This window comes from Zobellella aerophila (assembly GCF_039539325.1).
In the GTDB taxonomy this organism is placed as follows: domain Bacteria; phylum Pseudomonadota; class Gammaproteobacteria; order Enterobacterales; family Aeromonadaceae; genus Oceanimonas; species Oceanimonas aerophila.
Map to the genome: position 1 here is coordinate 313,175 of NZ_BAABCX010000003.1, position 12,613 is coordinate 325,787.

The window sequence follows — 12,613 nt, forward strand, 5'->3', positions numbered from 1 at the left end:
CATGACCAAGCATGAGCAAATCAATCACAGCCTGGAGGCGGAGCGCGGCGACACGCCCTTGCTGCCCTCCGAGCGGATGTGGGGCTTCTGGGAGTTCAGCTACGCCAACTCCGCCCTGGCCATCGCCACCTGGGCCTTCCTGATCGGCGGGGCGACGGCGTTGTTCGTCGGTCCCAGGGAAGGCATCGCCGCCATCATCATCGGCAACATCCTGGGGGTGCTGCTGGCGACCTTCTCGACCTGCGCGCCCTGTGGCAAGTACGGCACCGAGCAGTTCACCTTCCTGCGCAGCATGTTCGGCGCCAACGGCAGCCGCCTGGTCTATGTGTTGGCGGTGGTGCTGCTGACCATGGGCTGGCTGGCGGTGCTGGGGCTGATGTTCGGCCGCTCCATCGACGGCCTGGGCTCGTTGGTCAGTGACCATCAAACGGATCCCGGCGGTGCCCTGGTGCTGGCGGCCGGCACCTTCGCCATCCTGCTCACCGCCTTCGTGGTGGCCAAGGGGCCGACCTCGATCAAGGTGTTCAACACCATAGTCGCCCCGGCGCTGGTGGTGATCATGGGGGTGATGCTCTACCTGATCCTCGGCCAGCACTCGTTTGCCGAGCTGATGGCGTTGCCGGCCCTGGACGCGCCTTTCGACAGCAAACGCGTCAACTTCATGATCGCGGTGGAAGTGAATATGGCGGCCGGCTTTTCCTGGTGGCCCTACATCGGCAACCTGGCCCGGCTGAGCAAGAATCAGCGGACGGCGTTCTGGCCGAACATCATCGGTATCTTCGGCGCGGCGGCGCTGGGCGAAGTGGTGGGACTGCTGGCGGCGGCCGCCCTCGGCAACAGTGATCCGACCGTGTGGATGACCCATATCGGCGGCCTGGTGTTCGGCGTGATAGCCCTGGGCTTCGTGGCCTTCGCCAACGTGACCAGCATGATCAACATCCTCTACACCGCCATCGTCGGCCTGCGTCAGCTCGCCGGTGCCGGGCTCAGGGCGCTGAAGTGGGAGTTGCTGGTGGTGGCGTTCTGCATAGTGCCGGTGCTGATCGTGCTCCTTGGCCCGGGCATCTACGATGGCTTTTTCATCTTCCTGGTATGGACCTCGGCGCTGAACAGCGCGCTGGCGGGGATCGGCATCGCCGATTACTTCTTCCTGCGTCGCCAACACCTGAACCTGCGCTATCTCTATGTGAACGACCGGCAATCGGCCTACCACTTCTGGAAGGGCTTCAATCCTGTCGCGCTGGTGGCACTGGTGGCCGGTTTCGCCATCTACGTGGTGCTGTTCAATCCGCAGACCCTGGCCAACACCGAGCTGTTCGCCTTTATTTCGGCCTCCATCCCGTCCTGTGCGCTCGCCGGTCTGCTGCACTACGGTCTGACCCGAGTGCTGGCCCCACGGCTGGGCTGGGGTGCCTACCCCAAGGACGATGAGGGCCGGGGGGTAATCGATTCCATTGTACGAGGTTTCAGCAATGACTAAGCATTACGACTACATCATAGTGGGTGCGGGTTCCGCCGGTTGTGTGCTGGCCAACCGCCTGAGCGAAGACCCCGGCACCTCGGTGCTGGTGCTGGAGTTCGGCGGCAGCGATCGCAGTGTGCTGATCCAGATGCCCAGCGCCTTCTCGATTCCGATGAACACCAAGAAGTTCAACTGGCGCTATCAGACCGAGCCCGAGCCCTACCTCAACGGGCGGCGCATCCACTGCCCGCGGGGCAAGGTGCTCGGCGGCTCCTCGTCGATCAATGGTCTGGTCTACATCCGTGGCCATGCCTACGACTTTGATGAATGGGAGCAGCTCGGCGCCCGCGACTGGGGCTACCGTCATTGCCTGCCCTACTTCAAGCGGGCCGAGAGCTACGAGCAGGGGGGCGACGGTTACCGGGGCGACAGCGGGCCGCTCAGCACCACCAACGGCAACCAGATGCAGAATCCGCTGTATGGCGCCTGGGTCGAAGCCGGCGCCGAGGCCGGCTATATCAAGACCGAGGACACCAACGGTTTCATGCAGGAAGGCTTCGGTGCCATGCACATGACGGTGAAAAACGGCGTGCGCTGTTCCACCGCCAACGCCTACCTGCGACCGGCCATGGGACGGCCGAACCTGACCGTGGTGACCCAGGCGATGACGCGGCGGATCCTCCTCGAAGGCAAGCGCGCGGTGGGGGTCGAATACGACTGCGGCGGCGAGACGCACCGAGCCTATTGCAACCGCGAGGTGCTGGTGGCGTCCGGGCCGATCGGCTCGCCGCATCTGCTGCAGCGTTCCGGCATAGGTCCGGCCGGGGTGCTGCGCCAGGCCGGCATCGAACTGCACCATGAACTGCCCGGCGTCGGTGAGAACCTGCAGGATCATGCGGAGGTCTACATCCAGTTCGGCTGCAAGCAACCGCTGACCCTGAACAGCAAGATGGATCCCCTGAGCAAGCTGTTGATCGGCCTGCGCTGGCTGCTGTTCAAGGATGGCCTGGGGGCGACCAATCACTTCGAAGCCGGTGGCTTCATCCGCTCCGAGCAGGGATTGCGCTGGCCCGACATCCAGTTCCATTTCCTGCCGGCGGCCATGCGCTACGATGGCAAGAAGCCGATCAAGGGCCATGGCTTCATGGTATTGACCGGGCCGAACAAGCCGAAGAGCCGGGGCCATGTGCGGGCCCGCTCGGCCGATCCCTATGAGCATCCGCAGATCCTCTTCAATTATTTGCAACGGGAGGAGGACAGGGAAGGCTTTCGCCGCTGCGTGCGCCTGACCCGGGAAATCATCGGCCAGCCGGCGATGGATCCCTTCCGGGACGGGGAGATAGCCCCCGGTCCCCAGGTGCAGAGCGACGCGGAGATCGATGCTTTCGTGCGCGACAACCTGGAGAGCACCTATCACCCCTGCGGCACCTGTCGCATGGGCGAGGACGAGATGGCGGTGGTCGACTCCGAGCTGCGTGTGCGCGGCCTTCAGGGGTTGCGGGTGATCGATTCGTCGGTGTTCCCCACCGAGCCGAACGGCAACCTCAATGCTCCGACCATCATGCTCGCCGAGCGGGCTGCCGACCTGGTGCGCGGACACGCGCTCTTGCCCGCATCCGAGGTGGAGGTCGGTCTGGCACCCAACTGGGAAAGGGCCCAGCGCAGCCGTGAGCCAGTGCGCAAGGTGGCGCCCTGACTCCGCCGGGCCGGATCGCTTTGTTGGAACTGTCATGCGGGCCGAAGCCGGGCTTCGGCCCGCTTCTGCGACCAGTGACGGGCGCCGTTAGGTAACGCTATCGGTATTAGCCATCCCATGGCGCTCCGCCTACTCGCAACCAGGCGTCAGCGCATGGAGTGCAGGCCGATCACATTGCCTTCGGTATCGGCCACCAGGGATATAAAGCCGTATTGGCCGATGGCGAACTTGTCGCGCACTATGTGCCCGCCGTTGGCCGCTGCCCGACCGGCCTGCTCGGCGCAGTCATCGCAGCTGAAGTACACCAGGGTACCGCCGCCACCGGGAGGGCAGCCTTCCATCCGCACCAGGGCTCCGCAGGCCCCGGCGCCATTCTCCTGGCCGGGAAAGGCCCACATTTCCGGATCGGGGCTGTCCAGCCGCTCCAGCCGCAGGGTAAACACCTTTTCATAGAACTTCCGGGCGCGCGCCATATCCGCCACATAGACCTCAAACCAGACTACCGGATTGCTGTTCATCACCGTGCTCCTTGTCATCGCTGGGGGTTAACCGTCGCCGGGGCCGGCGCTACCCGACCGCGAACTGTGGCTTCGAGGCTGGCCTGTCGGACGGCATCATTAATGTAGTCGATCGGGTGCTGTGCCGCTCGGAGGCGGTATTTTTTTCATCTCGGCATCTCGGCATCTCGGCATCTCGGCATCTCGGCATCTCGGCATCGCGGCCGCCCGGCCGTTTCCGGGCGGAGCCGGACGGGGACGCCTCCTGTGAATCAGGCTCAGGAGGGCACCAGCAGCAGCGGATTGACCGCCCGCCGGCAGATGCTTTCTGCCATGCTGCCGAGCGGGGGTTCGTTGTCGGTCGGGGTGCCATGTTTGCCAATCACGATCAGCGGTGTTTTCAGCTCACTGGCGGCTTCGCAGACTTCATCCACCGGATCGCCGAGGGCGACGCCGACGTCCAGGCGTTCATTGTCCGTTGCGAACGCCTCTTCGGCTCTCAGTTCATCGAAGGCCACCTGATGATCCGGATTGCGGACTATCATCACCCGGCCGTTGCGCTCGCTTCCCAGCAGCTCGGTGAAGCAGATCCGCGCCTTGGCGGAGGTCGGTGAATGATCCGTGACCAGCAGCAAGGGGGCGGAGTCATCGAGGGGGCCGAGATCGACCGGGATGATCAGCAGCGGCAGCCGGCTCTGGCGGGCGAGATCGAGTGCCACATTGCCCATAATGAAATCCTGCCCGCGGGAATGGCTGTTGTTGGCCACCAGGATCAGCTCGGCCTCCCGGCGGCTGGCGATCTCCAACAGGGAAGATGCGGCAAAGCCCGACACGAAGACGGGGTCTGTCGGTATTGCCAGGGACTCCGCCATATCCTTCGCCAACTGTTCCAGATGGGTGCGGCGATTGGCGCTGGTGTTGGTCTCCTTGCGGGATCTGTGATGGGGCTCGTCCGCATGGAACAGGGTGAGTTGCCGTATCCCCAGCAGGGGGACCATGCGTGTCAGCTGGGTCCGAGCTTGGTCCCAGCCGGTGGAAAAATCAATGCCTGCGATACAATGCCTGAACATAACTCCCCCTTGTGCGCGATGCTGAGCCGGCCCGACATGAACGGTTACCCTCAGTTCAAGAATAGTTCAGGGGCCCGAGCCCCGCTTTCGTCCGGTCCGGGGCTATTCCAGGCGGATGGCCCGGCGGATGCGCAGCAGTTCGACCCGGATACCCAACTGGCTGCCATTCCGCAGCCGGGCCAGGGCTTCTATCGGCAGGCCGTCCTGCTGGAAGGCGGTCGGCAGGTTGATGGGATGGTAATGGGTGCCGCGGGCATCGCGGATAATATAGATGCCACCCTCCAGGTTCAGGTAGCGCACCGTGCCGCTGATATGTATCCCGGGTTCGCCGGGGGTGATATCGAGCCAGCGGGGGCTGTTGGCGAGGGCTGCGGCGGGCAGCACCAGGGCCAGGGCCAGGCTCTGCAGCAGGGCGCGCCAGCGATGGCAGGAAAAGCATGACATACAAGGCTCCTGTCGGATGGCCCGTCGAATAGCATCACGACAGGGTAACCAATCCCACTGATGGCATGCACGCCGATGGCCTCTCCCCGGTATCGGCCTGTACGCCTGGCGCGTTACGCACCCATGAGTACCAAGCCCGCCTACAAGGTGATGGTTTATCCCCGTGCGCCTTGTTATGGCTCAGATTAACTATAGTCGGCCCGGGCGACGATATACCGGCGATGCCGGCGCGGGCGGTTTCAGCCCGGCCTTAGCGCTCCCGTCGTACCGTCCACAGGGCCAGGCACAGCAGCAGTACACCGGCTGCCTGTAGCGGGCTCAGCGGGTTATCGTACAGGGCCCAGTCCACCAGGATGGCGGTGGTGGGATAAACGAACTGCAGCAGCGCGATGCGGCTGGTCGGCAGCCGGGCCATGCCGGCATAGAGCAGGGCGTAGGCGAGTCCGGTGTGGATGAAGCCGAGCCCGGCCAGCCAGGCCCAGGCCGGTCCGGCGGCGGGCCAGCCGTGCCACAGCGGCCACCAGGCGGTGAGCAGTACCCCCACCGCGCATTGCCACCAGGCGAGGGCGAAGGAGCTGATCGCGGGTGCCAGCTTGGCGATCAGCGTGACCGCGGCATAGGCGAGGGAGCCTGCCAGGCACAGACTCAGCCCGAGCAGATAGTCGTCAGTATCCGCTCGTCCGGTGGCGGCGCCGTCGAGCAGCCCGGTCGCCAGCGCCAGACCGATCAGCGCCGCCACCACGGCCAGGGCGCGCCTTGGCGAGATCCGCTCGCCGAGCAGCCAGATCCCCATCGCCATCACCCAGAAGGGCTGCACATGGAAGGCGACAGTGGCGATGCCGACAGAGGTGAGGGGGATGGCCGCGAAGAACAGCCCCCAATTGGCCACCATCAGCACACCGGCGGCGATGGCGACGAGCAGGGTACGGCCGCGCAGTGCCAGCTCGGGGAGCCGCCGGTTCAGGTGGCCCCACAGCAACAGTGCCAGGGCGCCGAAGAAGCAGCGGAACAGGACGGTGGTCAGGGGATGTTGCGCCGCCTCTTCGACGAACACACCGAGGGTGCCGAGCAGCAGGCCGCCGCCCACCATCAGGGAGGTGCCCCGTCGTTCGGAGCGGGCGCAGGGAGCGGGATTAAGGCCGGTGTGGCCAGGGGATGACAGTGTTTTCATGACCGGCATTATGACGATCTTGTAATTTCCCGAAAAACGAATTTATATTGCATTAATCATTCGATTTTCGAATTATTGAGGTTCCTGTTTTGTCGAAAGATCTTCAGCTCGACTGGCTGCGCGCCTTCGTGTCGGTGGTGGATACGGGGTCGCTGACCGCCGCAGCCAGGCAGGTGTACCGCTCCCAGTCGGCGGTGAGCATGCAAATCAAGAAACTGGAGGAGGTCGTCGGCCGGCCGCTGCTGGCGAGAGGCCCGCGCCACCTGCTGCTGACCCCGGCCGGCAGCGAACTGCTCGGCTATGCCCGCCGCCTGCTCGACGTCCACGGCGAGGCCCTGGCCGCCGTGCACGGCCCCGAGATTTCCGGGCGGATCAGCCTGGGGGTGCCGGACGACTACGCTATGGCCTACCTGACGGCGGTGCTGCGTACCTTCGCCAACCGCCATACCGGGGTCGAGATCACCCTGGTCTGTGAGCAGTCCACCGCGCTGATCCCCAAGGTGGAGCGGGGCGAGCTGGATCTGGCGGTGGTGACCCGGGATCACCCGCAGCGGGGCACCCTGTTGTTCCGGGAAGGGCTGGTCTGGGTGGGGGCCGAACAGCAAGAGGCCTGGCGACGGGAGCCGCTGCCGATAGCGGTGCATGAACTGGGCAGCCGGGCCCGCAGCGAGGTGCTGGCGGCGATAACGGCCCAGCGCCGCGACTATCGCATCGTCTACCACAGCCCCAATGTGGCGGGGCAGCTGGCCGCGGCGGAAAGCGGCATGGCGGTGGCGGTGCTCACCCGCTGCAGCCTGCCCGCCGGGCTCAAGGTGCTTGACGAGCGGCAGGGGCTGCCCGCGCTGCCGGAGCTGGAGGTCGCCCTGATCCGCAGTAAAAGCTCGGTCCATTCACCCGCGGTCGACGCCATGCACGAGCAGATCATCCGTACCCTGTATCGACCCTAGCCGGGCCCGGTCCTGGGGCGGGGCTCAGTCGAGGATGATATGGGGCAGGTAGCGGGACATGTCCTGGGTGATCGGCCCGCTGTCTTCGCGGATGGCGATGCCGGCGGGCTGATCGTCCACCAGCCAGCTGCCGACCAGGGCATGGTTGTCGCCGAATTTGGGCAGGGGATGGTAGGCCTGCACTATAAAGCCCTCCTCGCCATAGGGGCCGTCGACCTCGGCCACCAGCTCCCCGTGGCGGACCAGGCTGATGTTGGCGCCTTCGCGGGAGAACAGCGGCTTGCGCACATAGTCATCTAGCTGTGCCCGGCGGGGATCATCGCCGAAATAGGCCGGCAGCAGGTTGGGATGGCCGGGAAACCGTTGCCAGAGCAGCGGCAGCAGCGCCTTGTTGGACAACACCGACTTCCACATGGGCTCCAGCCACTCCACCCGGCTGGAGCCCAGGTGGGCGGCATATTGTTCCCGGAACATAAACTCCCAGGGATAGAGCTTGAACATCCAGTCGATGGGCCTGTTGTCGAGATCGGTCAGCCAGCCGCCCTCGCCCAGGCCAATCTCCTCGATATGCACGAAGGCGGTGTCCAGTCCGGCCTCCCGGGCGCAGTCTTCGAGGTATTGCACCGTGCCCCTGTCCTCGATCGTGTCCCGGCAGCAGGCGAAATGCAGTCGCCGTCCGGGGCGGCTCGCCGCCAGCCCGGCAAAGCGGGCCACCAGCCGCTCCTGCAGCAGGTTGAACTGATCCGCGTCCCGGCGCAGCCAATGCGCATCGACGTTGTCTTCCAGCCACAGCCACTGCCAGAAGGCGGTTTCGAACAGGCTGGTGGGGGTGTCGGCATTGTTTTCATAGAGCTTGGCCGGGCCCCGGCCGTTATAGGCCAGATCCAGCCGGGAATAGAGGCTGGGGTCCCGTCGCCGCCAGGAATCCAGCACCCCCTGCCACTGGGACTCGGGGATGCAAAAGCGCCTGAGCCAGCGTTCGTCGCGCACCACCAGATCCACCACCTCCAGGCACATCTGGTGCAGCTCGGCGGTGGGCTCCTCGAGATCCCGCTCGATCTGCGCCAGGGTGAACCGGTAATAGGCAGTTTCGTCCCAGTAGGGTTCGCCATACATGGTGTGAAAGCCGAATCCCAGCCGCTCGGCCTGGGCGCGCCAGTGCGGCCGCTCCTTGTGGCTGACCCTCAGCATCAGCCGCCCCAGCTGCGGGAGCTTGAGCGGCTGCTGCTTTTCCAGCTGCTCTTGGCCTGGGCGGTGGAGCCGAAGCCGCCGCGGGAGATGGTGCGGGTGACCTTGGGTTTGGGGGCCAGCGCCTCCTTGCCCACCGGCATCCGCTTGCCATAGCTGGCCTTGCCCAGCCGATAGCCGTTGGCGGTGCTCCAGTGGCCGTAGTAGGGCGAGTAGGGGTTGCGGGAGGTATAGACGGGGGTGTTGATATAGCGGTCCCGGTCGAGCATGCGCCCGAACATGAAGCCGGCCATCGCCGGCATAAACCAGCTGTTGCCCTGGTACTGGTAGGGCACACAGCTGCCGCCGCCGAAGTCGGCCTCGCAGTCCTGCCGCAGGTCATATTTGGGGGCGGTTTCCGCCGCCTCCGCCAATGCCTGTTGATAGGAGGCCTGGCACTGCTCGGCCAGGGAGGGGTTGTCGCCGCGGCAGTCGTCGGCCGAACGATAGACCTGAACCTCGGTGTCGTTGTTGCCGCAGGCGCTGAGCAGCACCGAGCCGGCGATGGCCGCCCCCACCGGCTTGCCGATGCGATCCGCCATACGGGAAAGCAGGAGACGCTTGGAACGTTTCATAAGGCCCCCTCAGTAGGTGATGCAGGCGGCGTTGAGCAGCCCCACGGCGACCGACAGGCCGCCGACCACGGCCCCGGCCGAGACCTGGCCCTCGTTGATGCGCTCGGCGATTTTGGGCAGGAACACCAGCCTTACCAGGGCAAAGGCCAGCAACTGGGCAAACAGGGCGATGATGCCCCAGACCGCGAAGTCCAGCAGCGACACCGAGTTGGCCGCCGCACTGGCCACCGCCAGCGAGAAGCCGACAACGGCGCCGACCAGGGCGATGGCCGCGGCCAGGTTCTGGTGCTCCTTGATCAGCTTCCATTCGTCATAGGGGGTGACGAACACATACAGCCACTTGAACAGCAGCAGCATCAGGATAGACAGGGAAAAGTACAGCAAGAAGGGCCCCAGGCCCGAGAGAGAACTGATTAAGGCTTCCATAGGTTTCCTTACGCCAGGCGCTGATAAGTTGTCGTTATAGTGTCAGAGGTTACCTTCTGACACTCTTGTTTTTTATGTTCGTTGCTTGAGGGCTATTGGTGATTCGGGGTGCTGACAAATCTTAGGCCGAGTAGCAACAGGCAACACTCAAGTTCAAAGGCAGATCAAGGGAGCACTCCGCGACCCTCCGCGTCAGGGAGGGCGCGGCGGAGTCCCCAGGGATGGGTTTACGACGAGTCGACGGAGTGGTCTTTTTGTCTGCCTCAGTTGGCATCATCAGACTTTTTCATCAGGCTGAAACATCAACATACCCTAGCTGATAAATTTAAAATCGGTGGGAGTCAAATCGATCCCCGTGCTGAGCACCAGGCTGCGCTCGGCCCGCTGGTGGCGGATTTTTTCTTCCGCCGCCACCATCAGCACTTCCACTTCTGCCCCGACCAGGGGCCGCTCGTAGATCATCACAAACTGATCCGTTTCGCTGCGGCTGCCGTCCTTGAGCCAGGTGGTTTCGGTCATGGCCACCGGCCGGGTGTTGTCCCAGGCCTTGGTAAAACGCTGCCCGTCCAGCGTCCACTCGGGCTGCACCAGCTCACGGTCGAGCAGCGTCTCCCAGGCCGGATCATCGTCTATCGGACGGGTCTGGTAAAAATACCAGAGCTTGACCTCGGCCACGCAGTCATCCGTGGTGCCGCCATCCAGCAGCACCTGGATGAAGCCGTCGTCATCGGTGTAGAAGCGCAGCAACTGGTGGCTTTCATCGAGGATCACCCGGCCCACGGCCCTGACAAGCTGGGTGCTGGCGGCACCCTCGAAGGTCACCTGTTCATCGAGCAGCGACAGCTTGAGCGGATCCAGCTCGAAGCCGCCCCCCAGGCGCAGCCCCAGCACCTCGGGGGCCGGTTCGGCCCCGGGTTCATCAGGGGCCAGTTTTTTCTTCAGCCAGTCGAACATGCTATTTGCCCAGGATCCGCGCCAGCTCGTCCTCGGCGCCGGCGGAGCGGCTGCCGGTAATGCCGGCGGACTCGAGTTTCCGGGCCAGGGCGTCGCCGCTCTCGGTGGCGGCCCGCTCGGCGGCCACGTCCAGCTCGGCCTGGCGCTGGGTCTGTTTCTGCTTGATGCGATCCAGGGATTCCACCGCCGTCTTCATCTTGGTGTTGGCGCCGCTGTGGCGGGAAGACACCGCCGCCTGGGCCTTCTGCACGCTTTCGGTGGCCTTGACCACGTCCAGCTGCTGCTCGAGCTGGCGCAGGCGGTCCTTGGCGGTGCTTATGTTGCTCTTCAGGCCCTGCTCCGAGGTGGCAAACTGCTCCAGATAGACCTGCTCGCCCTGCTGATCATTTTTCAGCTCGGCCACCCGCTGGGCGCATTCCAGGGCCAGCTCCTTGTTTTCCTTGGTCATGGCGGCCCGGGCGTGGGCTTCGTATTCATTGATGCTGGCGCCGATGGCATCCACCTTCTGCCGGGCCAGCTTGCGCTTGGCCATGATGCCGGTCAGGGCTTCATCGGAGCGGCGCAGCTCCTGCCTGGCCTCGCGGATTTCCTGCTCCAGGATGCGCAGGGCCTGGCTGTCGGCCACGGCCTCGGCGGCTTCGGTGGCGCCGCCCTTGATGGCGGTGACCAGTTTTTTCCACACGCTCATAATTCCACTCCTTGCAGATAGTCCTGGTACAGATCGAGAAAGGCTTCGGTGTTGCGGAACAGGGTTTCCACCTCGATCCGCACACTCTGCTCTTTTGAACTGGAGGCCAGTGCACCGAAGGCGATGTAATAGCTTTCGCCGTTGATGTCGCTGATGCCGACCGTGGTCAGCGGCATCAGCTGGTGGGTGCGCAGTATGGTGTCGTTCAGCCCGGCGATATCGGTTACCTGGGCGGCGGGAAACAGCAGGGTTTCGGCGATGATCTGCTCGCCGGCCACCGCCAGGTAGGCCTCCAGGCCGTCGGCGTTGGTGATCAACAGGGAGTCGTTCTCGAGTTCGCACCGCCAGCCTTCCCGGGCGGAAAGCAGGTGGTGGAGCTGTTCTAGGGTCCAGGACATATCGATACTCCAGTGTTGGGTTGGGGATAGCTAAGACAAGATAGAACAGGGTTGGTTCCAAAAGCTACCCTCATATTCCACCAGATGGGCTGAGGGCAGGACCAGCCTTGCAGAATAACGCCGTGGTGTTGCCGTACCTTGCCGGATAGATGCTAACAGGCAAATTAAACGCCAGGGCTTCCGGTCTCGCCTAGAAGTGCATGGTCAGGTTGGCCATGGGGCCGCTGAAACTGACGTCGGCATTGACATCGCTGAGGTCATCCAGGCGCAATTCCAGCTGGCGGTAACCCACTTCCACGCCGAGGCCAAAGGCCGGGGTATCGATAAACTGGTAACCGGCGTTGACCTTGTAGTCGGCGATACGGTGGCCGTCAAAGGCCAGGAAGCTGCCTTCGGCACCGACCGAGGCGCCGCTAAATGGCAGATCAAACCGGGCGGCGCCATACAGCATCGGCATGGCGGCGCTAAAGTCTGCGCTGCCGCGGGTATTGGTATCTTCCTGGTTCAGGGTTATGTTGCCGTCGATCACCTTGACATTGATACCCGCATCCAGGTTTACCCAGTTATCCAGCAATTCGTAATACATTATGACGTCGAGTTGTTTCAGGTCGATGGTGGCGTCGACGTTACCGGTGAAAGTCTGACCGGCAAAATCGACGTTGACATTGCCGGTGCCGCTGCTGTCGTTACGGCCGTATTGTAACTTCAGATTCGGCAGCACGGGAACGGGGTGCTCAAAGGCAAGATAGACGAAGCCTTCGGTTTCATCACCGAAGTTGAACTGGGAGGCGCTGATGTTTCCGCCCCTGTTGCTGAAGTCTCCGTCAAATTCATTATCCCATACTCCGGCACCGGCCTGTATGCCCAGGGTGTCGGCCTGTGCCGAGCCCAGCAGCAGGGTGCCGAACAGGGTGAAGAGGGCCCCGCTTACAGGTGTTTTGTTCATTCTGTTATCCCCTATTATTGCTGTTATTGTCCTGTGCCAGGAGCCCAGGCATTATTGTCGTTGCTGGAGCTTCGCCGTCAGTTACTGGCTCGGGTCCTTTATCGCCGTGGCG

14 protein-coding genes are annotated in these 12,613 nt (G+C 63.8%); 3 read left to right on the forward strand and 11 right to left on the reverse strand.

Annotated features, from left to right (window positions below):
• The first annotated feature begins 1 nt into the window (after position 1).
• Positions 2 to 1,480 (forward strand): cytosine permease, encoded by a 1,479-nt coding sequence (locus tag ABD806_RS13035; RefSeq protein ID WP_344958673.1) that lies wholly within the window; start codon positions 2 to 4, stop codon positions 1,478 to 1,480.
• The gene (betA, locus tag ABD806_RS13040) at positions 1,473 to 3,158 is read left to right on the forward strand and encodes a choline dehydrogenase (RefSeq protein WP_344958675.1); all 1,686 of its coding nucleotides are present in this window, start codon (positions 1,473 to 1,475) and stop codon (positions 3,156 to 3,158) included. The genes ABD806_RS13035 and betA overlap by 8 nt, the downstream gene beginning before the upstream one ends.
• Before the next feature lie 146 nt (positions 3,159 to 3,304).
• Here betA and ABD806_RS13045 read toward each other — a convergent pair whose 3' ends face one another.
• The 4 genes from ABD806_RS13045 to ABD806_RS13060 form a co-directional block, all read right to left on the reverse strand.
• On the reverse strand, positions 3,305 to 3,676 hold the full coding sequence (locus ABD806_RS13045) for a VOC family protein (RefSeq protein ID WP_344958677.1): 372 nt from the start codon (positions 3,674 to 3,676) through the stop codon (positions 3,305 to 3,307).
• Positions 3,677 to 3,933: 257 nt separating this feature from the next.
• On the reverse strand, positions 3,934 to 4,725 hold the full coding sequence (locus ABD806_RS13050) for a universal stress protein (protein WP_344958679.1): 792 nt from the start codon (positions 4,723 to 4,725) through the stop codon (positions 3,934 to 3,936).
• Between the two features lie 102 nt (positions 4,726 to 4,827).
• Positions 4,828 to 5,169 (reverse strand): hypothetical protein, encoded by a 342-nt coding sequence (locus ABD806_RS13055; protein ID WP_344958681.1) that lies wholly within the window; start codon positions 5,167 to 5,169, stop codon positions 4,828 to 4,830.
• A 250-nt stretch (positions 5,170 to 5,419) separates the two neighbouring features.
• Complete coding sequence (locus ABD806_RS13060; protein WP_344958683.1) at positions 5,420 to 6,349, reverse strand: DMT family transporter; 930 nt, start codon at positions 6,347 to 6,349, stop codon at positions 5,420 to 5,422.
• A gap of 80 nt (positions 6,350 to 6,429) precedes the next feature.
• Here ABD806_RS13060 and ABD806_RS13065 point away from each other — a divergent pair, with 80 nt between their 5' ends.
• Positions 6,430 to 7,287 (forward strand): LysR family transcriptional regulator, encoded by an 858-nt coding sequence (locus ABD806_RS13065; RefSeq protein WP_344958684.1) that lies wholly within the window; start codon positions 6,430 to 6,432, stop codon positions 7,285 to 7,287.
• Between the two features lie 24 nt (positions 7,288 to 7,311).
• Here the strand turns inward: ABD806_RS13065 and ABD806_RS13070 are convergent, their stop codons facing one another.
• From ABD806_RS13070 to ABD806_RS13100, 7 genes are all read right to left on the reverse strand, one after another.
• A complete protein-coding gene (locus ABD806_RS13070; RefSeq protein WP_344958686.1) occupies positions 7,312 to 8,478 on the reverse strand; it encodes a glutathionylspermidine synthase family protein in 1,167 nt (388 codons plus the stop codon).
• On the reverse strand, positions 8,478 to 9,089 hold the full coding sequence (locus ABD806_RS13075; RefSeq protein ID WP_344958688.1) for a DUF1190 domain-containing protein: 612 nt from the start codon (positions 9,087 to 9,089) through the stop codon (positions 8,478 to 8,480). Before ABD806_RS13075 ends, ABD806_RS13070 begins: the two co-directional genes overlap by 1 nt.
• Positions 9,090 to 9,098: 9 nt before the next feature.
• Positions 9,099 to 9,515, reverse strand: coding sequence for a DUF350 domain-containing protein (locus ABD806_RS13080; protein ID WP_344958690.1), 417 nt, complete (start codon positions 9,513 to 9,515; stop codon positions 9,099 to 9,101).
• A gap of 312 nt (positions 9,516 to 9,827) precedes the next feature.
• Positions 9,828 to 10,469, reverse strand: a complete 642-nt coding sequence (locus ABD806_RS13085) for a YjfK family protein (RefSeq protein ID WP_344958693.1) — start codon at positions 10,467 to 10,469, stop codon at positions 9,828 to 9,830.
• 1 nt (position 10,470) lies between these two features.
• Positions 10,471 to 11,157 carry a PspA/IM30 family protein gene (locus ABD806_RS13090; protein ID WP_344958695.1) on the reverse strand — a complete coding sequence of 229 codons (687 nt, stop codon included), beginning with the start codon at positions 11,155 to 11,157 and terminating at the stop codon, positions 10,471 to 10,473.
• Positions 11,154 to 11,555, reverse strand: a complete 402-nt coding sequence (locus ABD806_RS13095) for a DUF2170 family protein (protein WP_344958697.1) — start codon at positions 11,553 to 11,555, stop codon at positions 11,154 to 11,156. Before ABD806_RS13095 ends, ABD806_RS13090 begins: the two co-directional genes overlap by 4 nt.
• A gap of 190 nt (positions 11,556 to 11,745) precedes the next feature.
• Positions 11,746 to 12,501: a TIGR04219 family outer membrane beta-barrel protein gene (locus ABD806_RS13100; protein ID WP_344958699.1), complete on the reverse strand. Its 756-nt coding sequence runs from the start codon at positions 12,499 to 12,501 to the stop codon at positions 11,746 to 11,748.
• Between the last annotated feature and the right edge of the window lie 112 nt (positions 12,502 to 12,613).